Source organism: Chelativorans alearensis (assembly GCF_010993735.1).
Classification (GTDB): domain Bacteria; phylum Pseudomonadota; class Alphaproteobacteria; order Rhizobiales; family Rhizobiaceae; genus Chelativorans; species Chelativorans alearense.
Map to the genome: position 1 here is coordinate 20981 of NZ_WQNI01000020.1, position 24637 is coordinate 45617.

The 24637-nt window shown below is 65.6% G+C and carries 25 protein-coding genes and 1 tRNA gene; 18 read left to right on the plus strand and 8 right to left on the minus strand.

The features are described from left to right. Positions 1–57: 57 nt before the first annotated feature. Together GPJ75_RS24230 and GPJ75_RS24235 are read left to right on the plus strand one after the other, a co-directional pair. Positions 58–894, plus strand: a complete 837-nt coding sequence (locus GPJ75_RS24230; protein WP_163272232.1) for a tetratricopeptide repeat protein — start codon at positions 58–60, stop codon at positions 892–894. 208 nt (positions 895–1102) lie between these two features. Next, positions 1103–1303 (plus strand): 3'-5' exonuclease, encoded by a 201-nt coding sequence (locus tag GPJ75_RS24235; protein ID WP_163272234.1) that lies wholly within the window; start codon positions 1103–1105, stop codon positions 1301–1303. Between the two features lie 270 nt (positions 1304–1573). On the opposite strand, the gene ubiB is transcribed toward GPJ75_RS24235, so the two are convergent. From ubiB to GPJ75_RS24255, 4 genes are all read right to left on the minus strand, one after another. After that, the gene (gene ubiB / locus GPJ75_RS24240) at positions 1574–3148 is read right to left on the minus strand and encodes a 2-polyprenylphenol 6-hydroxylase (RefSeq protein ID WP_163272236.1); all 1575 of its coding nucleotides are present in this window, start codon (positions 3146–3148) and stop codon (positions 1574–1576) included. Positions 3149–3155: 7 nt separating this feature from the next. Continuing rightward, positions 3156–3932 (minus strand): bifunctional demethylmenaquinone methyltransferase/2-methoxy-6-polyprenyl-1,4-benzoquinol methylase UbiE, encoded by a 777-nt coding sequence (gene ubiE / locus GPJ75_RS24245; protein ID WP_163272238.1) that lies wholly within the window; start codon positions 3930–3932, stop codon positions 3156–3158. 135 nt (positions 3933–4067) lie between these two features. Then, positions 4068–4727, minus strand: coding sequence for a peroxiredoxin (locus GPJ75_RS24250; RefSeq protein WP_163272240.1), 660 nt, complete (start codon positions 4725–4727; stop codon positions 4068–4070). A gap of 429 nt (positions 4728–5156) precedes the next feature. Beyond that, entirely contained in the window at positions 5157–6755 is a 1599-nt protein-coding gene (locus tag GPJ75_RS24255; RefSeq protein ID WP_163272242.1) for a peptide chain release factor 3, read from the minus strand. Positions 6756–6956: 201 nt separating this feature from the next. On the opposite strand from GPJ75_RS24255, the gene dut reads away from it, so the two are divergent. The 5 genes from dut to GPJ75_RS24280 all read left to right on the plus strand — a co-directional run bounded on the left by dut (position 6957) and on the right by GPJ75_RS24280 (position 12109). Next, the gene (gene dut / locus GPJ75_RS24260) at positions 6957–7442 is read left to right on the plus strand and encodes a dUTP diphosphatase (RefSeq protein ID WP_163272244.1); all 486 of its coding nucleotides are present in this window, start codon (positions 6957–6959) and stop codon (positions 7440–7442) included. Between the two features lie 96 nt (positions 7443–7538). Further along, positions 7539–8348, plus strand: a complete 810-nt coding sequence (locus tag GPJ75_RS24265) for an isocitrate lyase/PEP mutase family protein (RefSeq protein WP_163272246.1) — start codon at positions 7539–7541, stop codon at positions 8346–8348. A 183-nt stretch (positions 8349–8531) separates the two neighbouring features. Continuing rightward, positions 8532–9488, plus strand: a complete 957-nt coding sequence (locus tag GPJ75_RS24270; protein WP_163272248.1) for a TAXI family TRAP transporter solute-binding subunit — start codon at positions 8532–8534, stop codon at positions 9486–9488. 237 nt (positions 9489–9725) lie between these two features. Then, the gene (locus tag GPJ75_RS24275) at positions 9726–11753 is read left to right on the plus strand and encodes a TRAP transporter permease (protein ID WP_246249255.1); all 2028 of its coding nucleotides are present in this window, start codon (positions 9726–9728) and stop codon (positions 11751–11753) included. After that, positions 11750–12109: a DUF1850 domain-containing protein gene (locus tag GPJ75_RS24280; protein WP_163272252.1), complete on the plus strand. Its 360-nt coding sequence runs from the start codon at positions 11750–11752 to the stop codon at positions 12107–12109. Before GPJ75_RS24275 ends, GPJ75_RS24280 begins: the two co-directional genes overlap by 4 nt. Positions 12110–12545: 436 nt before the next feature. Here GPJ75_RS24280 and GPJ75_RS24285 read toward each other — a convergent pair whose 3' ends face one another. Then, entirely contained in the window at positions 12546–13226 is a 681-nt protein-coding gene (locus GPJ75_RS24285; RefSeq protein WP_163272254.1) for an ArsR/SmtB family transcription factor, read from the minus strand. A 65-nt stretch (positions 13227–13291) separates the two neighbouring features. On the opposite strand from GPJ75_RS24285, the gene GPJ75_RS27485 reads away from it, so the two are divergent. The 3 genes from GPJ75_RS27485 (at position 13292) to GPJ75_RS24300 (ending at position 14503) form a co-directional block, all read left to right on the plus strand. Further along, a complete protein-coding gene (locus GPJ75_RS27485) occupies positions 13292–13507 on the plus strand; it encodes a DUF1127 domain-containing protein (protein ID WP_163272256.1) in 216 nt (71 codons plus the stop codon). 75 nt (positions 13508–13582) lie between these two features. After that, the gene (locus GPJ75_RS24295; protein WP_163272258.1) at positions 13583–13927 is read left to right on the plus strand and encodes an NIPSNAP family protein; all 345 of its coding nucleotides are present in this window, start codon (positions 13583–13585) and stop codon (positions 13925–13927) included. Positions 13928–13984: 57 nt separating this feature from the next. Continuing rightward, positions 13985–14503 (plus strand): hypothetical protein, encoded by a 519-nt coding sequence (locus tag GPJ75_RS24300; protein WP_163272260.1) that lies wholly within the window; start codon positions 13985–13987, stop codon positions 14501–14503. 86 nt (positions 14504–14589) lie between these two features. On the opposite strand, the gene GPJ75_RS24305 is transcribed toward GPJ75_RS24300, so the two are convergent. Then, positions 14590–14665, minus strand: a tRNA-Ala gene (locus tag GPJ75_RS24305). A gap of 155 nt (positions 14666–14820) precedes the next feature. Next, entirely contained in the window at positions 14821–15204 is a 384-nt protein-coding gene (locus GPJ75_RS24310; RefSeq protein ID WP_163272262.1) for a TIGR02300 family protein, read from the minus strand. A gap of 250 nt (positions 15205–15454) precedes the next feature. On the opposite strand from GPJ75_RS24310, the gene aroA reads away from it, so the two are divergent. The 3 genes from aroA (at position 15455) to rpsA (ending at position 19380) form a co-directional block, all read left to right on the plus strand. After that, positions 15455–16813: a 3-phosphoshikimate 1-carboxyvinyltransferase gene (aroA, locus tag GPJ75_RS24315; protein WP_163272264.1), complete on the plus strand. Its 1359-nt coding sequence runs from the start codon at positions 15455–15457 to the stop codon at positions 16811–16813. After that, positions 16810–17463, plus strand: coding sequence for a (d)CMP kinase (gene cmk, locus GPJ75_RS24320; protein WP_246249250.1), 654 nt, complete (start codon positions 16810–16812; stop codon positions 17461–17463). The genes aroA and cmk overlap by 4 nt, the downstream gene beginning before the upstream one ends. A gap of 210 nt (positions 17464–17673) precedes the next feature. Continuing rightward, complete coding sequence (rpsA, locus tag GPJ75_RS24325; RefSeq protein WP_163272266.1) at positions 17674–19380, plus strand: 30S ribosomal protein S1; 1707 nt, start codon at positions 17674–17676, stop codon at positions 19378–19380. A 74-nt stretch (positions 19381–19454) separates the two neighbouring features. On the opposite strand, the gene GPJ75_RS24330 is transcribed toward rpsA, so the two are convergent. Further along, complete coding sequence (locus GPJ75_RS24330; RefSeq protein ID WP_205602636.1) at positions 19455–19661, minus strand: SlyX family protein; 207 nt, start codon at positions 19659–19661, stop codon at positions 19455–19457. Between the two features lie 138 nt (positions 19662–19799). Between GPJ75_RS24330 and GPJ75_RS24335 the strand changes: the two genes are divergently transcribed. From GPJ75_RS24335 to GPJ75_RS24355, 5 genes are read left to right on the plus strand one after another with little or no spacing between them, the layout of a single operon-like run. Further along, positions 19800–21332 carry an ABC transporter ATP-binding protein gene (locus GPJ75_RS24335; protein WP_163272270.1) on the plus strand — a complete coding sequence of 511 codons (1533 nt, stop codon included), beginning with the start codon at positions 19800–19802 and terminating at the stop codon, positions 21330–21332. Further along, positions 21329–22468, plus strand: coding sequence for an ABC transporter permease (locus GPJ75_RS24340; protein ID WP_163272272.1), 1140 nt, complete (start codon positions 21329–21331; stop codon positions 22466–22468). The genes GPJ75_RS24335 and GPJ75_RS24340 overlap by 4 nt, the downstream gene beginning before the upstream one ends. Next, positions 22468–23439: an ABC transporter permease gene (locus GPJ75_RS24345; RefSeq protein ID WP_159589897.1), complete on the plus strand. Its 972-nt coding sequence runs from the start codon at positions 22468–22470 to the stop codon at positions 23437–23439. Before GPJ75_RS24340 ends, GPJ75_RS24345 begins: the two co-directional genes overlap by 1 nt. Continuing rightward, positions 23439–23834, plus strand: coding sequence for a cytidine deaminase (locus tag GPJ75_RS24350; protein WP_163272274.1), 396 nt, complete (start codon positions 23439–23441; stop codon positions 23832–23834). Before GPJ75_RS24345 ends, GPJ75_RS24350 begins: the two co-directional genes overlap by 1 nt. Next, positions 23831–24637, plus strand: coding sequence for a purine-nucleoside phosphorylase (locus GPJ75_RS24355; protein WP_163272276.1), 807 nt, complete (start codon positions 23831–23833; stop codon positions 24635–24637). The genes GPJ75_RS24350 and GPJ75_RS24355 overlap by 4 nt, the downstream gene beginning before the upstream one ends.

The following is a 24637-nucleotide window of genomic DNA, read 5'->3' on the forward strand; positions in this document are numbered from 1 at the left end:
CGGCGAGGGAAGCCCGCAAAGGGCTGTCCGGTAAATTGGCGTAGGGGGCGCGCGCGCATGTTCACCCACAGTTCGGGTCGCGAAAGATCGTGCGGCGGCAGGCTCGCCGTCACTGCGGCGATGCTGCTTTTGGCGGCCGCGGTTGCCGGCTGCGCCAGCCAGAACCGCAAGGTCGGCGTCATGACCACCGGCTCCGTCGCCGGCGGCGAACGGTCCGTCGTGGCCTCGATGTCCGGCCCCGAGCTCGACAACGCCGCCGCCAACCTCGGCAAGGCCTACACCCAGAACCCCAAGGACAAGCCGGTGGCGCTGCGCTACGCCAGCATCCTGCAGATGAGCGGGCGCACCGATCAGTCGCTCGCCGTCATGCGCAAGCTGGCGATCGACTATCCGAAGGACCGCGAGGTGCTTGCTGCCTACGGCAAGGCCCTCGCCGCCGCCGGAGAGCTGGAGCCGGCGCTGGATGCCGTCCGCCGCGCGCAGACGCCGGAATACCCCGATTGGCGCCTGTTGTCGGCCGAAGGGGCGATCCTCGACCAGCTCGGCGAGCCCGACCAGGCCCGCGCGCTCTATCGCCGCGCCCTGGATATCGAGCCCGGCGAGCCCTCCGTTCTTTCCAATCTCGGTATGTCCTACCTGCTCGCAGGCGACCTGAAGACAGCCGAGGCGCACATGCGCCAAGCTGCCGCCGCGCCCGGCGCCGACAGTCGCGTGCGCCAGAACCTCGCCCTCGTCATCGGCCTGCAGGGCCGCTTTACTGAGGCCGAAAAGATCGCCCGCCAGGAGCTTTTGCCTCAGCAGGCGGAAGCCAACGTAGGCTATCTGCGCGCAATGCTCGCCCAGAGTGACAGCTGGACGCAGATTGCCAGGGAGGACGGCGCGCGCGGCAACTGAGAGGATGATCCTCCAAATCAATTGCCAGCGGCTGTGGAAAGACCGTCGCGGCACACCCTAGCCTTTGAACCGCCCTGTGGCGGCTGCTATTTCTTAGGCTCCGTGACCTTCAATGCTGACCTGCACGTCCATTTGAAATATTCCCGCGCCACCAGCCGGGACCTCGATATCGAGCATCTTGCCTGGTGGGCGGCGCGCAAGGGGATTGGTGTGGTCGGCACCGGGGATTGCGTGCATCCGGCCTGAACAGGATGAGAAGGCGCGGGCCGAGGAGCGGCGCCTGTTCTACGTCGCCATGACGCGGGCCATGGACAGGCTGTTCCTCACCCGCTCGGCCGAGCGGTTCTTGCGCGGCGCGATGCACGCGCTGCCGCCTTCGCCCTTCTGGGTTATATCGCCGACAATCTGACGGCAAGCCATGCGACCGCAAAGCGGAAGCCGCGGGCGCGGCAGCTCAACCTGTTCTGAAGCTCGGCTGCTCTACTGCATGCCGGGGTTTCTCGGCTTGGGTAGCGCTGTACCCCACCCTCAATCCCTCCCCACAAGGGGAGGGAAGCTTCTTTCGTGCCCGGCGCCAACGTTGAAGCCAGTCGCACGACGCTGACGTCCCCCTCCCCCTGTGGAGAGGGATTGAGGGTGGGAGGCGCTTATATCAAGGCTGACAAATGCAACTGTAGAGCTAGAAAAACCGCCAGGCGATGGCGAGCAGCGTCAGGGCGATGACCCACAGCGCAAGGCGGCCAGAGCGCGTGTGGCGGGCTTCGGCGCGGCCGATGGCCTCCGAGGTTTCCGCGTCGAAGCGCAGGCCGTGCTCGGCCATGGCTTCGATCTCGCGCGACAGGCGCTCGGTGCGAGCGGCCAGTTCCGGCGCCTGGCGGGCAAGTGCCGTAAGCGCGGTGAGGCCGTCGCGGGCGTCGGTGATGAGGCCGCGCGGCCCCAGATTGGCGGCGATCCAGCTCGATACCACGGGCTCCGAGGCCTTCCACATGTTGAAATGCGGGTCGAGCGTGCGCGCCACGCCCTCGACCACCACCATCGTCTTCTGCAAAAGCAGGAGTTCCGGCCTGGTCTGCATGTCGAAGAGCTCGGTCACTTCGAACAAGAGGGTGAGCAGACGGGCCATGGAGATGGTCTCGGCCGGCTGCCCATGGATCGGCTCGCCGATGGCGCGCAGCGCCTGGGCGAAGGCGGAGATGTTGTGGTGGGAGGGCACATAGCCAGCTTCGAAATGCACCTCCGCCACGCGGCGGAAGTCGCGCGTGATGAAGCCATAGAGGATCTCGGCCAGGAAGCGGCGCTCCTTGCGGCGGATGCGCCCCATGATGCCGAAATCGACGGCGACGATGGTGCCGTCCGCCTCCACGAACAGGTTTCCGGGGTGCATGTCGGCATGGAAGAAACCGTCGCGCAGGGTGTGCCGCAGGAAGGACTGGATGAGGGTGACGGCGATCCCCTCGAGGTCGTGCCCGGCGGCGCGCAGCGCCTCGATGTTGGACATCTTGATGCCGTCGATCCATTCCAGCGTCAGCACGTCACGGCCCGTGCGCCGCCAGTCGACCCAAGGCACCCGGAAGCCCGGATCGTCCTTGGAATATTCGTGCATCTCGGAGATGGCGGCGGCTTCCAGCCTTAAGTCCATCTCGATCTTTGTGGTCTGGGCGAGCGTCTCCGTCACCTCCACCGGGCGCAGGCGGCGGGCGGCGGCGATATAGCGCTCCTGCAGGCGGGCGGCCAGGAAATAGCTTTCCAGGTCGTTGAAGAAACGGCGGCGCACGCCGGGCCGGATGATCTTGACGGCGACCGGCTGCATCTCGCCTTCGTGCATGATCTTTGCCCGATGCACCTGGGCGATTGAGGCGGCCGCCACCGGAATGCCAAAGTCCGTGTAGAGCGCCTCCACGGAGACGCCGAGCGAGGCCTCGACGGCGGCGCGCGCCTGGGCTTCGGGAAAGGTCTCCATACGGTCCTGGAGGCTTGCCAGGTCGAAGGCCATGTCGTGACCGACCACGTCGGGCCTGGTGGCGAGGAACTGCCCAAGCTTCACATAGGAGGGGCCGAGGCGGTCGACGGCGATTGCCAGGCGCTCGGGTCGGTCGCGCGTGCCCGCGCGGCGCCGCGAGATGAGCTTCGCCACGCGCCAGCCGAAGCGTGGCATGCCCTCGAGCTGGTCTCCGGGAAGGGCGGCCACCACGCCCTCGCGCAAGAGAATCCAGCCCGCGCGGACGAGGCGGAGGTATGCACCAAGCGTGCTCATGGGCGCTTCAGATCTTCCAGCCGGAGTGCAGCGCGGCGATACCGCCGGAATAATCGCGCCAGGCGACGCGAGAGAAACCGGCCTCGCGCATCATCGCTGCGAAATTCTCCTGATTGGGGAATTTGCGGATCGATTCGACGAGATAGCGGTAGGGCTCGCCGTCGCCGGTGACCACCTGGCCGATGCGCGGAATGGCATGGAAAGACCAGGCGTCGTAGACCTTGTCGAGCAATGGCATGCCGACATCGGAGAACTCCAGGCACAGAAAACGGCCACCCGGCTTGAGCACGCGGAATGCCTCTGACAGCGCCTTGCCGATCTGCGGCACGTTGCGGATACCGAAGGCGATCGTATAGGCGTCGAAGGAGGAGGCGGGGAAAGGTAGCTCCTCGGCATTGGCCTCGACGAAGGTAAGATTGGCGCCGATGCCGCGCTTCTCCGCCCGCTCGCGGCCGACCGCCAACATGGAGCCGTTGATGTCGAGCACCGTCACGTCCGCCTGGCCGCCGGAGGCTTCGACGATGCGGAAAGCGATGTCGCCCGTGCCGCCGGCCACGTCCAGTGCCTTGAAGGCCCGCCGCTTCGGCGGGGACAGCCAAGCCACCATCGCGTCCTTCCACACGCGGTGCAGGCCGGCCGACATGACGTCGTTCATCAGGTCGTAGCGGTTGGCGACGCGGTGAAACACCGCATCGACGAGGCCCTGTTTCTCCCCCTCGCCGACCTGCCGGAAACCGAAAGCGGTCTCCATCCCGCCCGAGGCCGTGGTACGCTCCTGCGACATCGCTCTCTCTTAAAAAAACGGCGCGACCATAGCCGATCGCTCGGGCCGACGCCATTCATGAATAGAGCGAAGTAGAGACGCGCTGCTGCAAAGGCAAGAGCGGGGCTTGAAGCCCCGCTCCTAGCGTGCGGAAAATCAGGCGCTCGGCTGCTTCGTTTTCCTGAGGTAGGGCAGGATGGTCTCGAAGGCGCCAAAGCGCTTGATGGCGTCCTCGTTGGAAACGGCGGCGGTGATGATCACGTCCTCGCCGAGCTTCCAGTTGGCGGGCGTGGCCACCTGGTGCTTGGCCGTGAGCTGGATCGAATCGATAGCGCGCAGGATCTCGTCGAAATTGCGCCCCGTCGTCATCGGGTAGGTCAACACCAGCTTGATCTGCTTGTCCGGACCGATCACGTAGACCGAGCGCACGGTGGCGTTGTCGGCCGGCGTGCGGCCCTGCGACGAATCGCCGGCGTCCGCCGGCAGCATGTCGTAGAGCTTGGCCACCTTGAGGTCCTTGTCGCCGATCAGCGGATAGTCGACGTTAAAGCCGGTGGCCTTCTGGATGTCCGCCTTCCAGCGGTCGTGATCCTCCACCGGATCGACAGAGATGCCGATGATCTTGGCGTTGCGCTTCTTGAACTCGCCTTCCAGACCCGCCATCGTGCCGAGTTCCGTGGTGCAGACGGGCGTGAAGTTCTTCGGATGGCTGAAGAGCACGGCCCAGCCGTCGCCGATCCACTCGTGGAAGTTGATCGTGCCGTGGGTGGTTTCCGCCGTGAAGTCAGGTGCGGTGTCGTTGATGCGAAGGCCCATGAGTGTCTCTCCCTGCTTGAAAGCTGTTCTTACAAGATACGCGCCGTCCATTGCGGTATTGAGCATCAGAATGGGCGAGAAACGGCAGCGTCGGGAAAATTATACCACAAGGCCGGCAAAACGAGGGATGCGCTTTCACAAAGGGAGATTATGCCCCGGCCCCACGGCGCGTGCTGAAGGGGGGCCGTATGGCGGTGCAGACGGGGATGACGGCGAAGAGTGCCGGCCATGGGGCGCGCGATGCAACTTATTTTTGTAGACGGCGGAATTATGCTGCGAAGCGCGCGCCCGCATGGCTAACCTGAGATGCTACTCGTGTACGCACGACACAGGCACTGAACGATGCAATTTACGGCAATTTTCCGGGAGCACAGCCAGGCACCGGAGATTTTCAACAACTTTTGCGTGCATTCCGTCAGAGGCTTCCCCTCACGCCGCCTTCGCCTTGCCGCCCACCTGGTAATCCTTCACCGCCTTGAACGTGATCGCCTTCCAGCGCTCGGCCTCGTAGTTGAGGCCGAACTCGTGCGGGGCGAGGAAGACCGGGTCTTCGTCGAGGTCGCGGGCGATGTCGCCGCGGTGGGCGGTGATGAAGCGCTCGAGCTCGGCGCGGTCGCCGGCGGATATCCAGCGGCAAACGGAAAAGCGCGCCGTCTCGAAATCGACCGGCAGGGCGTATTCGTTGTTCAGCCGCTCCTTGAGCACGTCGAGCTGCAAGGCGCCGACAACGCCGACGATGGCCGGCGAGCCATCTTCCGGCGTGAAGAGCTGCACCACGCCCTCCTCGGCCATCTGCCGCAGGGCTTCCTTCAGCTTCTTTGCCTTCATGGCGTCGGAGAGCCGCACGCGGCGCAGGATCTCCGGTGCGAAATTCGGCACGCCGCGGAAGACGAGTTCCTCGCCCTCGGTCAGCGTATCGCCGATCCTGAGCGTACCGTGGTTGGGGATGCCGACCACGTCGCCGGCGAACGCCTCGTCGGCCGTGATGCGGTTCTTGGCGAAGAAGAACTGCGGCGCCGACAGGCTGATCGGCTTTCCGGTGCGTATCAGCTTCGCCTTCATGCCGCGCTCCAGCCGGCCCGAGCACACGCGCACGAAGGCGATGCGGTCGCGGTGGTTGGGGTCCATGTTGGCCTGGATTTTGAAGACGAACGAGGTCATCTTCTCCTCCGTCGCCTCGACCTTGCGCGAAGCCGCCGCCTGGGCGCGCGGCTGCGGGCCGATGGCGCCCAGCGCCTCGATCAGGTCGCGCACGCCGTTGTTCCTGAGCGCAGAGCCAAAATAGACCGGCGTCAGGTGCCCCTCGCGGAACGCCTGGAGATCGAAGGGCCGGCAGGCCTCCCTGGCCAGCAGCATCTCCTCGACGAAGGCCTCGCGCTCATGCTCTGGCAGGAGGCCGGACACGGCCTCGGCCTCAGGCCCGTTGACGGCAACCGGCGTCGCATCCTCGTCGGAATGGCGGATGGTGTTGTCCGCCAGGTGATAGGTGCCGGAAAAGCTCCTGCCTCGGCCGATGGGCCAGGTGACGGGGGCGGTGTCGAGCGCCAGCTTTTCCTCGATCTCGTCGAGGATCTCGAAGGGGTCGCGGCTTTCCCGGTCGAGCTTGTTGACGAAGGTGACGATGGGGATGTCGCGCAGGCGGCAGACCTCGAAAAGCTTCAGCGTGCGCGGCTCGATGCCCTTGGCCGCGTCGATCACCATGACGGCCGAATCGACCGCCGTCAGCGTGCGGTAGGTATCGTCGGCGAAGTCCTCGTGTCCCGGCGTGTCGAGCAGGTTGAAGACGTGGTCGCCATATTCGAAGGTCATCACCGAGGTGACGACGGAGATGCCACGCTCGCGCTCGATCTTCATCCAGTCCGAGCGCGTCTGCACGCGGTTCTTCTTCGCCTTCACCTCACCGGCAAGCTGAATGGCGCCGCCGAACAGAAGCAGCTTCTCGGTAAGCGTGGTCTTGCCCGCGTCCGGGTGGGAGATGATCGCAAATGTGCGGCGGCGCGCCACCGCGTCGGCTAAACGTGCTGACATATTCCGGAAGTCCTTTTGATGCGCGGGCTCTTACAGCATTTCACCGACGAGCGAAAGCTTCGATACCGACGAGGGCCGGGCGGCCTCCTTGCCGGCCATGCCGCTGTCGCCGGCCAGGCCGCTGCCCGAAAGGCGTTGGAAAACCCGCTTCGCCGGCGAGCGGCGAATTGACGCTTGCCGGTTGCGGCGGCAGATAGAGACATGGCCAACGCACCCTCTTCCATGCCGGTCATCGGCCCTATCCTCGGCGTCGTACGCCTGCCGCATGCCGAAGGCCTGCCGCCGCCGGCTTACGAATCCGCCGGCGCAGCGGGCATGGACCTGCGTGCCGCTGTGCCCGAGGACCGGCAGATCATCCTACTGCCGGGCAAGCGCGCACTGGTTCCGACGGGCTTCATCCTCGAGATTCCCGAAGGCTTCGAGGGGCAGGTGCGGCCGCGCTCGGGGCTGGCGTTGCGTCACGGCATCACGTGCCTCAATACGCCGGGCACCATCGATTCGGACTATCGCGGCGAGCTTCAAATCCTGCTCGTCAATCTGGGCGATGAGGATTTCGCCGTCACGCGCGGCATGCGCATCGCCCAGCTCATCATCGCGCCGGTCACCCGCGCGGCGGTCGAGGAGCGTGGCAGCGCCGGCGAGACGGCGCGCGGGGCGGGCGGTTTCGGCTCCACCGGCACGGCCTGAGAGGCTTTGTCAGCAGCGCGCCATCTGGCCCTTGACATCGGCGCGGCCAGCAGCACCTCTTCGCCGAAACGAATGTCATCGGGAGAGGCAAGAACCATGGCTGACATCGGCTCCACTTTCCGGGCGCTTCACGAGGCCGAAGGCGCCTTCATCATCCCCAACCCATGGGACATCGGCACGGCCAAGCTCCTTGCCGCGATGGGCTTCAAGGCACTGGCGACGACCAGCGCCGGCTATGCCTTCTCGCGCGGCCTGCCCGACGGCGGCGTTCCTTTCCAAGAAAGGATGGAGCATTGCATGGAGATCGTCGCCGCCACGCCGCTTCCGGTCTCCGCCGACCTGGAGCACGGCAAGGGCGACAGCCCCGACAGCGCGGCCGAAACCGTCTTCGCGGCCGAGGCGGCCGGGCTCGCCGGCTGTTCGATTGAAGATTCCACCGGCGATCCGGAAAACCCCATCTACGATTTCCAGCTTGCCGTGGAGCGAATGGCAGCAGCGGCGGAGGCGGCACGCGCCCTGCGGCGCGATTTCGTCTTCACCGCGCGGGCGGAGAACTTTCTCTGGGATCGGCCGGACCTCGACGACACCATTGCCCGCCTGCAGGCTTTCGAGAAGGCGGGAGCGGACGTGCTCTACGCGCCGGGGCTCTCCGACATCGAGCAGGTGCGCACCGTCTGCCAGGCAGTCAGCAAGCCGGTGAATGTGCTGGCCACGGCCGCCTTCTCCGTCCCAGCGCTTTCCGAGGCCGGCGCCAAGCGCATATCGCTCGGCTCCAAGCTCACCACCCTCGCCTTCGGCGCCGTGGAGCGTGCGGCGCAGGAGATGCTGGCCAAAGGCACCTTCACCTATGCCCGCGAGATTATGCCTTTCGCGCAACTGCAGGGCATGTTCTCACAAGCTGATTGAGGCGGCGGCGCTTCCGCCTTCCCCGAAAGTCGCGTCCGGCACCCGTTTCCCAACGGCGCGCTTGCCGCTATTGTGCGGCCGCCGGCGCGATTTTTATTGGCATCGTGCCGCGATGAGCTACATTCCGCCTCCTTCCGTGCCGGAAGGGCGCGCAGACAACAAGCATCCAAGCGGAGGAGAAAAATGCTTCACATGAAAGGGAAATTCCTGGCTGCCGGCGCCATAGCGCTCGGGCTTGGGCTCAATGCGACCGCAGCGAACGCACAGGAATTCATCAATGTGCTGACCGGCGGCACGTCCGGCGTCTACTATCCGCTGGGTGTCGCGCTGTCGAAGATCTATGGCGATAACATCGAGGGCGTGCGCACGCAGGTGCAATCCACCAAGGCGTCCGTGGAAAACCTCAACCTCCTGCAGCAGGGCCGCGGCGAGATCGCATTCGCGCTGGGTGATTCCGTCAAGTCCGCCTGGGAAGGCGACGAGGAAGCAGGTTTCCCGCAAAAGCTCGACAAGCTGCGCGGCATCGCCGCCATTTATCCGAACTACATCCAGATCGTCGCCTCGCAGGAATCCGGCATCAAGAATTTCGAGGACCTGAAAGGCGAGAGCCTTTCAGTCGGCGCGCCGAAGTCCGGCACCGAGCTCAATGCAAGGCGCATCTTCGAAGCCATGGGCATGAGCTATGAGGACCTGTCGCAGACCGAATACCTGCCCTTCGGCGATTCCGTCGAGCTCATCAAGAACCGTCAGCTCGACGCCACGCTGCAGTCTGCGGGCCTCGGCGTCGCCTCCATCAAGGACCTGGCGCTCTCCATACCGGTGACAATGGTCGCCGTGCCGGAGGAAGTGGCTGAAAGCCTCGGCGCACCATTCCTTTCGGCGACGATCCCCGCCGGCACCTATGAAGGCCAGGACGAGGATGTGGCGACGCTGGCGATCACCAACATCCTGGTCACCCATTCGGACGTTTCGGACGACGTGGCCTACGAGATGACCAAGCAGCTCTTCGAGAACCTGGACGGGATGGTGGCCGCGCACGCCGCCGCCAGGGCGATCTCGGCGGAGAATGGCCCGCAGGGCGTTCCCGTTCCCCTGCATCCGGGAGCCGAGCGCTACTACAAGGAACAGGGTCTGCTTTAGGCCGGTCGACCGAAGCAACCTCCCCTCCCCGTACGGGGAGGGGAACCGGGCAAGTGGGCGCAACCCCACACAACTCTGCTTTGATGGCCGCCGGGAGATGCGAGGCCGTGACAGGTATTCAGATTGGGAGACGTAATGAGCAGGTCCGAGATTGACGTGACTGCCAGCCTGCCGGCTACTGAGCTTCAGGATCCCACGCACGCCGACTTCCGCCCGACGCTCGAGGGGCGACTACTCATGTGGATCGCCGTCGTCTTCTCGCTCTACCAGATCGCCACCGCCGCGCATCTCGTCAGCCTGCCCAGCCAAATCGTGCGCGCCTTCCATGTTGGCTTTCTGATGCTGCTGGTCTTCCCGCTGATCGCCTCCTCGCGCGACGCGGGCCGTCTCGTGAAGGCCGGGGCCTGGGCGCTGGCGCTCGCCGGTGTCGCGGTCGCCGTCTACCAGTTCGTCGAATATAGGCCGCTGCTCCTGCGCGCCGGCGATCCGTTGCCGCTCGATATCTTCTTCGGCATCGTCGCGCTTTTCACGGTCTTTGCTGCGGCCTACGTTCTGATGGGGCCGGCGCTCCCCATCATTTCCGGCGTCTTTCTCGCCTATTGCCTGTTCGGCGAGTATCTGCCGGCGCCGCTCAACCACCGCGGCTACGATTTCTCCCAGGTCATCGACCATATGGCCTACGGCACCGAGGGCATCTACGGCATCCCCGTCTACGTCTCGGCCACCTACATCTTCCTCTTCATCCTCTTCGGCTCGTTCCTCGAACGGGCGGGCATGATCAAGCTCTTCACGGACGTCTCGCTCGGCCTCGTCGGCCACGCGCGCGGAGGTCCCGCCAAGGTGTCGGTGATTTCCTCCGGCCTCATGGGTACGATCTCCGGCTCGGGGGTGGCCAACGTGGTCACCACCGGCCAGTTCACGATCCCCCTGATGAAACGCTTCGGCTACCGCGCCGCCTTCGCCGGAGGCGTGGAATCCACCGCCTCCATGGGCGGACAGCTCATGCCGCCGGTCATGGGCGCCGTCGCCTTCATCATGGCCGAGACACTGGGCATCGAATATTACGAAGTGGTCAAGGCAGCCATCATCCCGGCGCTGCTCTACTTCGGCTCCGCCTTCTGGATGGTGCATCTGGAGGCGGGAAAGTTCGGCCTGCACGGCCTGCCGAAGGCGGAACTGCCGTCGGCGGCGCGCGCCTTGCGCGAGCGCTGGTATCTGATGCTGCCGCTCGCCGTGCTCGTCTATCTGCTGTTCACCGGCTATACGCCACTCTTCGCTGGCACCATCGGCCTTTCGCTGACCGTTCTGCTGATCCTCGGCGGCACCGCCGCTCTCGGCCTGCCAAGCCAGGTCTTGCGGGTGATCTTCTGGATCGGGCTCGGCCTCGTCGCAGCGAGCTTCTTCCGCTACGGCATCAACGCTATCCTGATCGCTGCCCTCGTGCTCATTGCCGCCAACATCTTCGTCGAGGGTGGGCGCAAGACGCTCGACGTCTGCCGCGCTTCGCTCGCCGAGGGCGCCAAGACGGCGCTGCCGGTCGGCATCGCCTGCGCCGTCGTCGGCATCATCATCGGCACCATGACGCTGACGGGCGCGGCCAACACCTTCGGCCAGTTCATCGTCGCCGTCGGCGAGACGAGCCTGTTCCTGTCGCTCGTGCTCACCATGATCACCTGCATCATTCTCGGCATGGGCATCCCGACGATCCCGAACTACATCATCACCTCGTCCATCGCCGGCCCGGCGCTGCTGGCGCTCGGCGTGCCGCTGCTCGTCAGCCATATGTTCGTCTTCTATTTCGGGATTCTCGCCGATCTCACGCCGCCCGTGGCACTTGCCTGCTTCGCCGCTGGCCCGATCGCCCGCGAGAGCGGGTTGAAGATCTCCATGGAGGCGATCAAGATCGCCGCCGCTGGCTTCGTCATCCCCTTCATGGCGGTCTATACGCCCGCCCTCATGCTGCAGGACGGCGGGCCGCTGGCGGAAAGCGTCGGCTATGCGCCGGCTGTCGCCTATATCGTTATCAAGACGAGCCTCGCCATCGCGCTGTGGGGCGCCGCCGTCATCGGCTATCTGCGCCGGCCGCTCGCCATGTGGGAGCGCCTTCTGGCGACAGTAGCCGCCTTCACGCTGATTGCCGCGCTGCCGATCACCGACGAGATCGGCTTCGCGCTCTGCGCCCTCTTCTTCGGTATCAACTTCTTCCTGAAGCGCCCGGCGCCAGTGGAGCCCGCCCGGCGCAAGGCAGGCGATGCGGCCGAATGAGCCTGTGCGTGATCGCCGGCGGCGAGACGGCGGTCGTCGCCGCCACCCTCTTCACACTCTCCTGGACCCACTCGGTGGAGAAGGTGGAATGGCGCGAGACGTGGCAGGTGCTGCCGTCGGGCCTGCAGATCGTTGAAGCGCGGGTGAAAGGCTCGGGCGCCGGCATGGAGCCGCCGCCGGATGCGCGTTTCGAGGATGGATGGTGGGTCTATGCGCCGGCGCTCGGCCCCCTGCCGGAAGTGCGCCTTGCCGCCTCCGGCGCCACGGGAAGCGCTTGGCGTCTGTGCGCCGGCGGGGCGTGCCGCGATGTGGGCGCCGAGCCCGGCGCCCCGGTCGTACTCGAGCCCTGCTCCTGAACCCGTCTGAGCAATTCCAGGAAAGTGGAAACCGGTTTTCCGTCCGGAATTGCGACAAAGCCAAGTTAGTTCATCGATGCCATGAAACGATGAACGGATCTAAGCGCGCGCCGAGGGGCCGTCGTCGCGCCGGGCGCTCGCCGGCCCCGGCCCGCGCATATAGTGGCGCTCCGGATGATAGCGCGGCGCAAAGGCATTACGGATCGCCTTTACGCAACTGACCAATAGCTTAACCAACCCCATGATCCCGTACCTAACACGTCTCGGGCGTCCCTTCGTTCGCACCGTAGCGTCCGTGCGTGAACACTCGGTGAATTCACGCCCGGATCAAGCCACCTGTCCATGGCGGAAAAGGGGATTTATCTTGGCAGCCCCGTGGCACGGATCTTTCCTTCGCATCTGTGGCTGAAAAGCCACAGCTCGCTCCCCCAAGGGATCAGCCGCGCAGCATCATCTCGAATTCGCGCCGCCCCATCGGGGTGAAGCGGATGACGCGGCTATCCTTCTCCCGCCGTGCCCAACCCCTGGTCAGGATGCATTCCAGCATCGCCGCGCCCAGGCCGCCGGCCAAATGCGACCGGCGCACGCTCCAGTCGAGGCAGGTGCGGCAGACGGGCCGCCGCTTGCGGCCCATGGTATCGAGATCGATACCGAGGCCGGCGAAATATGAAGCGCCGGCGCTGCTCATCTCCGCCCGCTCGCCATCGACCCGGATCAGCCCACGCCCAACGAAGCTGTCGAGCATGGCCACCCCCATCTCCCCAGCCAGATGATCGTAGCAGACGCGCGCATCGCGCATCGCTTTGTCGCGCGGGCCGGGCAGCACGCGCTTCGGCCCGAGTGTGGCCGCAACACCCATAATATTTTCCAGCATCGCCGCCACGCGGTGGTCGGCCAGCGCGTAATAGCGGTGCCGGCCCTGCCGCGCCACGCTGACGAGCCCTCCATCGGAAAGCTTGGCCAGATGGGCGCTCGCGGTGGGGAGCGCCACCCCCGCCTCCAGCGCCAGCTCGCTGGCCGTCAGCGCCGTGCCGCCCATGAGGGCTGCCAGCATGTTGGCGCGCGCCGGGTCGCCCACCAGACTGCCGATCTGCGCAAGGTCCGTTCCTGCTTTCATACTTCGATCATAAGCAAACTATCTTCGCGCGACAACTGCTATCACTCCCCCTCAAAGGAGTGAGCATGCAGAACATTAGCACCCACCGGCGAGACCGCCCTGCAGCTTGGTGCAAAGCCCTGCGCTGCCTGGCAGTCGCCCCGCTCGCCATGGTGCTTCGCCTCGAAGAGCGCCGGCGCCAGCGCCTGCACCTTTCCGAGCTTGACGACCATCTCCTGGCCGACATCGGCCTTACGCGCGAGGACGTGCGCCACGAATGCGCGAACCCGCCCTGGCGCTAGCCGGCGGTCATTCTGCCATTGCCAGGGGGATAGACATTTCGATCGCAACCGAACCATGAAGGACCTGGACACCACATGCCGATTACCTGTTTCATCCGCTACGAGATCGATCCGTTCAAGCGCGAGGCCTTCGAGCAATACGCCCGCAACTGGGGCGAGGCGATCCCGCGCGCGGGCGCTGACCTCATCGGTTATTTCGCGCCGCACGAAGGCTCCGCCACGACCGCCTACGGCATCTATACGATCGACAGCCTCGCCGCCTACGAGGCCTACCGCGCCCGGCTCGCCGCCGACCCGCTGGGGCGCGAGAATTACGAATTCGCGTGGCGCGAGCGTTTCATCCTGAAGGAGGACCGCATCTTCCTGAAGCTCGCCTCCGCGCCCCACGGCGCGCCCCTATCCGGCCAGGCCGGCGCTTGACGGACGCTTTGCGCCGGAAGATCATCGGCGAGGCGTCGCCTCCGGAAGGCAAGAACGATGCGCTGGCAATGGTCGGAAAAGAGTGTTCTCGGGATCGCCGTCGCCCTGGTGGCGGTGCTGTTCGCCATCGGATGGCTGACGCGCGAGGACCCTTCCGACGATCCCTATCTGCGCGTCATGGGCGGGGGCTTCATGTTCAATTACCGCGAAGCAGAGATCTTCTACGGCTTCACAGCGCAGGTGATGCGTCCACTCGCCAACGGGTCGGTCATCGAAGCAACCTTCGAGGATCCCGCCGGCGGCCCGCCGCACGTGGTTTCGGAACGGGTGAGCACAATGACCGACCGCTACTCCCTGCGCTCGCCGCCGGTCCGCAACATCGAGGCGGGAAAGCCCTATCAGGTGGCCATCAAGGTCTACGACCGCGAGCGCAAGGCGCTTCTGTGGGAAGCGGAGCACAGCTACAAAAGCCAGATCAGCGATCGCATGATGCCGCAGAAGCCCCTCACCATCGGCCCCGGCTACCACCCTAACCCGGAATTGAGAAGTGAGGCGCCGGGCGCGGCTGGTGAATAGCGGCAGGGACGACGACTTTCAGCGATAAGGCCGTCTCCCGCGGAAGAAGCCGACTTCTTAAAAGAAATCAGTGGCTGAAAGTTGGATGGTGGAGCCAAGGGGAGTCGAACCCCTGACCTCTTGAATGCCATTCAAGCGCTCTCCCAACTGAGCTATGGCCCCACACTTCGGCTCCTGCGAGCCGCCGCCGTTTCCGGCGAAGAGGTCTTCGGCGATCGCTCGCCGTCGTCGTGCTCGCGGCTTCTAAACCTGCCCGGCCGCAGAATCAAGCCCCGCGAGCATATGGCCGGACAAGACGCCGTACGGGCGTCCCAAGCTTATCTTTCCTCGTCGTCTTCCCCGACGCCGATGATGCCCTTGACGTCATCATCTTCCTCTTCCTCTTCCTCAAGGAAGGTGTCGTCTCCATCGGTGTCGATGTCGACATCCTCGTCGTCGTCGATATCCGGCAGGTCGGTGTCGCCGCCCTTCGTCTCTTCGTCGGCATCCTCCAGCGAGACGATCTCGGGGCTCTCTTCGCCGAGTTCCTTGTCCTCCACGTCCTCTTCTTCGTCGGCCAGGATTTCCGCTTCCGATTCGAAATAGCTGCGCGGATAGGATTGACCCGTATAGGGCGAAACCACCGGATCCCTGTTCAGATCGTAGAACTTGCGGCCCGTCTCCGGGCAGATGCGTTTGGTGCCGAGTTGGGGTTTAGCCACCGTATTGCCTCATCGTCTCTTAAGGGCTGGGCCCGGCCCCCGGCGTCCTCGGGCGTGCCGAAACCGGGAGGATCCTCTGCCAAGAATTTTCGGACCCCATAACCACAGATCGCACGCCTGTCAAAGCCTATTGAAACGGCGAGCGCAACTGGATTCGACGTCAGAGCGAAACACCCGGCGCGACGGGGGATGACCACGCTTTGCCTGCGTGCTAGAGGCTCTGCCATCCGCCGGACCGAGAGACAACGCCATGACAGACATTCCGCGCCCCCGCACCGCGACCAGCCGCAAATCTTCCGCGCTTTCGGGCCGCGGGCGCGTGCCGGGCGACAAATCGATCTCGCACCGCGCTTTCATGCTCGGCGGGCTCGCCTCGGGCGAGACACGCGTCACCGGCCTCCTGGAAGGCGAGGATGTACTGCGCACCGGCGAGGCCATGAAGGCGATGGGGGCCGGCATCGAGCGCCAGGGCGCGGCCTGGATCATCCAGGGCACGGGCAACGGCTGCCTGCTGGAGCCGGAAGGCCCGCTCGACTTCGGCAATGCCGGCACCGGCGTGCGGCTGACCATCGGCCTTGTCGGCACCTACGACATGACGACGCGGTTTACCGGCGACGCCTCGCTCTCCCGGCGGCCCATGGGGCGGGTGCTCGACCCGCTGCGACAGATGGGCACGCAAGTGGTGGAAGCGCAGGAAGGCGACCGGCTGCCGATCACGCTGCACGGACCGAAACATGCCGCGCCGATCGCCTATCGCGTGCCGATGCCGTCCGCCCAAGTGAAATCGGCGGTGCTTCTGGCCGGGCTCAACACGCCGGGCGTCACCACTGTCGTCGAGCCGGTGATGACGCGCGACCATACAGAAAAGATGCTTCTCGGCTTCGGTGCCGCACTCGAGGTGGAAACGGATGCCGAAGGCGTCCGCCACATCCGGCTCGAAGGCCAGGGCGTGCTCAAGGGGCAGGAGATCGCGGTTCCCGGCGATCCGTCGTCGGCCGCCTTCCCTCTGGTGGCCGCGCTGATCGTGCCGGGTTCGGACGTCGTCATCGAAAACGTGCTGATGAACCCGACGCGCACCGGGCTCATCCTCACCCTGCAGGAGATGGGCGCCGACATCGAACCCATAAACCGCCGTGCCTCCGGCGGCGAGGAGGTGGCGGACCTGCGCGTGCGCTCATCGCATCTCAAGGGAGTGGCGGTGCCGGCCGAGCGCGCGCCCTTCATGATCGACGAATACCCGGTGCTGGCGGTGGCCGCCAGCTTCGCCGAGGGCGAGACGCTGATGCAGGGATTGGAGGAGCTGCGGGTGAAAGAGTCCGACCGTCTTGCCGCCGTCGCCGCCGGCCTCAAGGCAAACGGTGTCGACTGCACGGAGGGCGAGGCCACGCTCGCCGTGCGCGGCCGGCCCGAGGGCAAGGGGCTGGGTGGCGGCACCGTCGAAACCCACCTCGACCACCGCATCGCCATGAGCTTCCTCGTCATGGGGCTCGCCACGGAAGAGCCCGTGACCATCGACGACCAGGCCATGATCGCCACCAGCTTCCCCGAATTCGTGGAGCTGATGCGCGGGCTGGGAGCAGAGATCGAGGCCGCGGAGGAGAAGGCGTGAGGCAGGAAGGCCTCATCATCGCCATCGACGGCCCCGCCGCCTCGGGCAAGGGGACGCTGGCGCGCAGGCTTGCTGCCCATTACGGCCTCAACCATTTCGACACCGGCCTTTCCTACCGTGCGGTGGCGAAGGCGCTCCTCGATGCCGGACAGCCGCTCGACGATGCCGCGGCGGCGGAGACGGCGGCCCGCGCGCTCGATCTCGGCACGCTCGACCGCGCGGCCTTGTCGGCCCACGGCGTCGGCGAGGCGGCATCCACCGTAGCCGTCATGCCGGCGGTGCGCCGGGCGCTGGTGGAGAAACAGCGCGCTTTTGCCGAAACGCCGCCCGGCGCCGTTCTCGACGGCCGCGACATCGGCACCGTGGTCTGCCCGGATGCCGACCTGAAGCTCTACGTGACGGCGACGGCGGACGTGCGCGCCAAGCGTCGCTGGCAGGAGATCGTGAACGCTGGCGGCGACACCGACTATGCCACCGTGCTGGCCGACGTCGAGCGGCGCGACGCCCGCGACATGGGCCGCGCCGACAGCCCGCTCAAGCCCGCGGACGATGCGCACTTGCTTGATACGAGCGAAATGGATATAGAAACCGCGTTTCTCGCCGCCACCCGGCTGATAGATGAGGTGCTGGCGAAGAAGAAGACGATCTGAAGCAAAGGGGCGCTTCGTGGCTTTCCAGGGGGAAGCGGCAAAGCGCATTTTTGCGTTGGATGGATAACCGGCCTGCGCGCGTTCCCATGCGCCGGATTTGCCGCCCCGAGGGGCGGCTTTGAGCTTGGACAAAGCTCGGATGCGCGGCAGGCCTGACGCAACACGAACCCACCGGCGCCGCCTCGATAAGGGGCATTTTCAGGAGCATCAATGTCACAATTCAATCCGTCTCGCGACGATTTCGCAAGCCTTCTCGAAGAATCCTTTTCCGAGCGCGACACCAGCGAAGGCGCGGTCGTCAAGGGCATCGTCACGGCCATCGAAAAAGACATGGCCATCATCGACGTCGGCCTGAAGGTCGAAGGCCGGGTGCCGCTCAAGGAGTTCGGCGCCAAGGCGAAGGATGGCCAGCTCAATGTCGGTGACGAGGTCGAGGTCTATGTCGAGCGCATCGAGAACGCACTGGGCGAGGCCATGCTGTCGCGCGAGAAGGCTCGCCGCGAGGAAAGCTGGGTCAAGCTAGAAGAGAAGTTCAACAACGGCGAGCGCGTCGAGGGCGTCATCTTCAACCAGGTCAAGGGCGGCTTCACCGTCGATCTCGACGGCGCCGTGGCCTTCCTGCCCCGTTCGCAGGTGGACATCCGCCCGATCCGCGACGTCTCGCCGCTGATGCACACACCGCAGCCCTTCGAGATCCTCAAGATGGACAAGCGCCGCGGCAACATCGTCGTCTCGCGCCGCACCGTGCTCGAGGAAAGCCGCGCCGAGCAGCGTTCGGAAATCGTGCAGAACCTCGAGGAGGGCCAGGTGGTCGAGGGTATGGTCAAGAACATCACCGACTACGGTGCGTTCGTGGACCTCGGTGGCATCGACGGCCTGCTGCATGTCACCGACATGGCATGGCGCCGCGTCAACCATCCGACCGAGATCCTCAACATCGGTCAGACGGTGAAGGTGCAGATCATTCGCATCAATCAGGAGACGCACCGCATCTCGCTCGGCATGAAGCAGCTTGAGGCGGACCCGTGGGAAGGCATCGGCGGGAAATACCCGCTGGGCAAGAAGGTGCAGGGCCGCGTCACCAACATCACCGACTACGGCGCCTTCGTGGAGCTGGAGCCGGGCATCGAGGGCCTCATCCACGTCTCCGAGATGTCCTGGACCAAGAAGAACGTGCACCCCGGCAAGATCCTGTCCACTACGCAGGAGGTCGAAGTCGTCGTGCTCGAGGTCGATCCGGTCAAGCGCCGCATCTCTCTCGGTCTCAAGCAGACGCTGGAGAACCCGTGGGAGGCCTTCGCCCGCACCCATCCGGCCGGCACGGTCGTCGAGGGCGAGGTCAAGAACAAGACCGAGTTCGGTCTGTTCATCGGCCTGGAAGGCGACGTGGACGGAATGGTCCACCTCTCCGACCTCGACTGGACGCGTCCCGGCGAGCAGGTGATCGAGGAGTACAACCGCGGCGACGTGGTGCAGGCGCAAGTTCTCGACGTCGACGTCGAGAAGGAGCGCATCTCGCTCGGCATCAAGCAGCTCGGCCGTGATGCCGTGGGCGAAGCGGCGGCTTCCGGCGAACTGCGCAAGGGCGCCGTCGTCACCTGCGAGGTCACCGGCGTCAAGGACGGCGGCCTGGAAGTGCGCCTGGTCGACCACGACCTGGAATCGTTCATCAAGCGCTCCGACCTTTCCCGCGACCGCGGCGAGCAGCGCCCCGAGCGCTTCGCCGTGGGCCAGAAGGTCGATGCCCGCGTGACGGTGTTCGACAAGAAGACGCGCCGGATCAACGTCTCCATCAAGGCGCTGGAAATCGCCGAAGAGAAGGAGGCGGTGGCCCAGTTCGGCTCGACTGACTCCGGCGCCTCGCTCGGCGACATCTTGGGCGCCGCGCTGAAGAAGCAGGGCGGCAAGGAGGAGTAGCCCTCCGCGCCATCCGCGATACCAAAAAGAGCCCCGCGCGCCTCAGGTCGCGGGGCTTTTCTTTTGGCTGGCACTCACCAATGCGGCGGCTTGGTTACCGGCACGTCAGGTGCGGTCTGCTCCTCCAGCGCCAGGAAACGCTCCGTCAGCCGATCGAGCTTCTTGCGCAGCCGTTCGGTCTCGGCCCACTGTTCGTTGATCTGCCCCGACAGCTCCTCGATCGTCTTTTCCTGCTCGGCGACCAGGATCTCGAGTCTTTCCAGCCGCTTGTCGTCCATGATTTCCGTCTCCGCTTGCAGCTTGAGAATTGACAATTCCCCTGGCCTTTGTCGAGTGTAAGCTGGCGTCGGTTGGCACGCGCAAGGCGGCGTGATACGTCTTTGACCAAACGATAAAAAATGGGGAACAGCGGGGCCCGTATGGCGGAAGCTGCAATCGAACTCAAGGGCATCAGCAAGAACTTCGGTTCCGTGCGCGCCAACCGCGACATCGACCTGAAGATCGCGCCCGGCACCATCCACGGCATCATCGGCGAGAACGGCGCCGGCAAGTCAACGCTGATGTCGATCCTCTACGGCTTTTACCAAGCCGACCGAGGAGAGATCTTCGTCAATGGCGAGCGTGCCGTCATCCATGCCTCCAGCGACGCCATCGCCCGCGGCATCGGCATGGTGCATCAGCACTTCATGCTGGTGCACAATTTCACTGTGCTGGAGAACGTCATCCTCGGGGCGGAAGGAGAGCCGCTTCTGAAGACCTCCATCGCCAAGGCGCGTTCGGAGCTGGAGCGGCTGGAGCGCGACTACGGGCTGGAGGTCGATCCCGACGCGGTGATCGAGGACCTGCCGGTGGGCCTGCAGCAGCGGGTGGAGATCCTCAAGGCGCTCTTCCGCGGCGCCGATATCCTCATCCTCGACGAGCCCACAGGTGTGCTGACGCCTGCCGAGGCCGAGCATCTCTTCCGCATCTTGCGTCAGCTCAAGGACGAGGGGAAGACCATCGTCCTCATCACGCACAAGCTGCGCGAGATCATGGCCGTCACCGACAACGTCTCGGTCATGCGCCAGGGCGCGCTTGTCGCCACGCGGAAGACGGAGGAGACCACGGTGGAGGAGCTGGCCGAGCTGATGGTCGGCCGCCGCGTGCTCCTGCGCGTCGAGAAGGGTGACGCCCACCCGGGCGACTTCGTCCTGTCGGTCAAGAACCTGACCGTGGAGGACATGCGCGGCGTGAAAATGGTCGACGACGTTTCCCTCGGCGTGCGCGCCGGCGAGATCGTCGGCATCGCCGGAGTGGCCGGCAACGGCCAGACCGAGCTTCTGGAAACCATCACCGGCATGCGCAAGGCCGTATCCGGCACCGTCACCCTGGACGGCGCGCCGGTGGAGCTTACGGGGGAGGCCGACCCGACGGACCTGCGCCGGCGCGGCATGGCGCACGTGCCGGAGGACCGGCACAACATGGGCCTGGTGCTGCCCTTCGAGGAGAATGAGAACGCCATCCTCGGCTACCACTGGCAGGATAAATACGTGAACGGCCCCTTCCTCGACATCGAGGCGATCCGCCGCGATGCGCAGGAGAAGATCGAGAAATACGACATCCGCCCCACCGACGCCCGGCTCAAGACCGCCAATTTCTCCGGCGGCAACCAGCAGAAGATCGTGCTCGCGCGCGAGATGGAGCAGGACCCGAAGGTGCTGATCGTCGGCCAGCCGACGCGCGGCGTCGACGTGGGAGCCATCGAGTTCATCCATAAGCGCCTCATAGACATGCGCGACCAGGGCAAGGCGGTCCTCCTCGTTTCGGTCGAGCTCGACGAGATCCGCTCGCTTTCCGACCGCATCCTGGTCATGTTCGCCGGCCGCATCGTCGGCGAGCGCGGGCCGGACGCAACGGAAGGCGAACTCGGGCTCCTGATGGCCGGCGTGGAAGAGAAGGAGGCGGCCGAGTGAGCGCGCCCTATGCAAAGCTGCCCGCATGGGCCGACTACGGGTTGATCCCGCTCATCAACCTCACGGTTGCGTTCATCGTCGCAGGTTTGGTCGTGCTGCTCATTGGCGAGAACCCGCTGCGGGCGGCCGTCATCCTCGTCGACGGGGCGATCGGGCGTGGGCAGGCGATCGCTTATACGCTCTATTATGCGACGAGCTTCATCTTCACCGGGCTTGCGGTCGCCGTCGCCTTTCACTGCAGCCTCTTCAACATCGGCGGCGAGGGCCAGGCCTATGTCGGCGGGCTGGGTGTGGCGCTCGTCTGCCTCACCTTCGACAGCGTGCTCCCGTGGTGGCTCACCTTTCCGCTCGCCATCCTGGGCGCGGCGCTGTTCGGTGCCGCGTGGGCCTTTATTCCCGCCTATTTCCAGGCCAAGCGCGGCTCGCACATCGTCATCACCACCATCATGTTCAACTTCATCGCCGCCAGCCTGATGGTCTATCTGCTGGTCGAGGTGTTGAAACCCGCGGGAAGTCAGGCGCCGCAAACGCGCACCTTCCTGGAGGGCGGGCAGTTGCCCAAACTCAACTGGATGCTGGAGGCGATGGGGTTTGCGGTGCGCTCGGCGCCCTTGAACGTGTCCTTCCTGCTGGCCCTTGTCGCCGCCGTCCTGGTCTGGGTGCTGATCTGGCGCACGCGGCTCGGCTACGAGATCCGCATGCGCGGCTATAGCCCCAAGGCGGCGCGCTATGCCGGTGTGAGCGAGGTGCGCGTCATCATCGTCACCATGCTGATCTCGGGAGCGCTCGCCGGCATGATGGCGCTCAACCCGGTGATGGGCGACCAGAACCGCCTGCAGATAGACTTCGTCACCGGCGCGGGCTTCGTCGGCATCGCCGTGGCGCTGATGGGCCGCTCGCATCCGGCCGGCATCGTGCCGGCGGCCATACTGTTCGGCATGCTCTACCAGGGCGGCGCCGAGCTCGCCTTCGAGATGCCGGGCATCTCGCGCGACATGATCGTCATCATCCAGGGCCTGGTGATCCTCTTCGCCGGCGCGCTCGAGCACATGTTCCGACCCAGCTTGCAGGCGCTGTTCGCCAGTTTCAGCCCGCAAGCGGTGGGGGCTGAAGCAAAGCAGGGGGAGGGCGCCTGATGGACCTGTTCAACACGCTCGTCCTCCTTCTGGATTCCACCGTGCGGCTTTCCGTGCCGCTGCTTTTCGCCGCTCTCGCCGGCCTCTATTCGGAACGCTCGGGCGTCTTCGACATCGGCCTCGAGGGCAAGATGCTGGCGGGCGCTTTTGCGGCCGGCGCTGCGGCCGCCGTTTCGGGCTCCGCGTGGGTTGGGCTCATGGCGGCGGTGCTGGTCTCCGTCTTCATGGCCCTTGTGCACGGCTTCGCCTCCATCACACACCGCGGCAACCAGATCGTGTCGGGCGTGGCGATCAACTTCATCGCCGCCGGTTCCACCATCATCCTCGGCCAGGCCTGGTTCAGCCAGGGCGGCCGCACGCCGCTCGTCGGTGCGGCCGGCCGCTTCGGCGCCATCCACCTGCCCTTCGCCGATGCGCTGAGCGGCGTGCCGGTTCTGGGGCCGCTTTATTCGCAGCTTCTGTCCGGCCATTCGCTGCTCGTCTATCTGGCCTTCCTGCTGGTGCCGTTCACCTGGTGGGTGCTGTTCCGTACGCGCTTCGGGCTGCGGCTGCGCGCGGTGGGTGAGAACCCGGCAGCGGTGGACACGGCGGGTATCTCCGTCCAATGGCTGCGCTACCGCGCCGTCATCTGCACCGGCGTGCTGACCGGCCTTGCCGGCACCTATCTGGCGCTGGCGCAGAACGCCGGCTTCGTGAAGGACATGACGGCCGGCCGCGGCTTCATCGCGCTCGCCGCCCTCATCTTCGCCAAATGGCGGCCGGTGCCGGTGATGTTCGCCTGCCTGCTGTTCGGCTTCCTGGACGCCTTTTCCATCCGCATCCAGGGCACGCCGCTGCCGCTTATCGGCCGCGTGCCGGTGCAGTTCATGCAGGCGCTGCCCTATATCCTCACCGTTGTGCTTCTGGCCGGGTTCATCGGCCGGGCCATCCCGCCGCGTGCCGGCGGCGTGCCTTATGTGAAGGAGCGTTGATGAACGCGAGAGAGCTTTTCAAGTCCGCAAAGGCGGCGATGGGCCGGGCCTATGCGCCCTATTCCCGCTTTCCCGTCGGCGCGGCGCTCCGCACCGAAACGGGCGCGGTGCATGCCGGCTGCAACATCGAGAACGCCTCCTATCCCGAAGGCTGGTGCGCGGAGACGACGGCGCTCGGCCACATGATCATGGCCGGCGGCGGCAAGGTGGCGGAGATCGCCGTAGTGGCGGAGAAGATGCCGAAGATCATGCCCTGCGGCGGCTGCCGCCAGCGCCTGTCGGAGTTCGTGACGGCGGACGCCAAGCTGCACCTGTGCGACCTGGACGGCGTGGTGGAGACGGTGCCCTTCTCGGCCGTCTTTCCGCGCGCATTCGGTCTGGAGGCGAACAGGTGAAGGAAGCGGTAGACCTTCTGACGAAACGCCTCAGCGGGCGCACTCCACGGCTGGCGCTGGTGCTCGGCTCCGGCCTCGGCGGCCTTGTGGACGCGGTGGCGGATGCCGTCCGCATCCCCTACGCAGAACTGCCTGGTTTCCCGCAAAGCGGCGTGACCGGCCACGCCGGCACGCTCGTCGCCGGCAACCTGGCCGGAAGGCCGGTGCTCGTGCTGGCCGGCCGCGCCCATTACTACGAACACGGCGATGCCGCCGCCATGCGCCCGGCGCTGGAGGTGCTGGCCGGCATCGGCATCACCTCCCTCATCCTCACCAATGCCGCCGGCTCGTTGAAGGCGGAGATGCCACCGGGCTCGGTGATGCTGATCGAGGACCACATCAACTTTTCCGGCGCCAGTCCGCTGATCGGGGAAAGCACCGACCGCAGCTTCGTCGGCATGAGCGAGGCCTATGACCTGGGCCTGCGGACGGCGCTCGAGCAGGCGGCCGGCAAGGCCGGAGTGACACTTCACAAGGGCGTCTACATGTGGTTCTCGGGCCCCAACTTCGAGACCCCGGCGGAAATTCGCATGGCGCGGACGCTGGGCGCCGACGCCGTCGGCATGTCGACCGTGCCGGAGGTAATCCTGGCGCGCTTCCTCGGCCTCAGGGTTGCGGCCTGCTCCGTCGTCACCAACCTTGCCGCCGGCATGGCGGCGGGGGAACTGTCGCACGAGGAAACCAAGGACATGGCCCCGGTGGGCGGGGAGAAGTTGGCAAAGCTCCTCGCTCAGTTCCTGCGCGACGGCCCTGCCGAGCTTTGA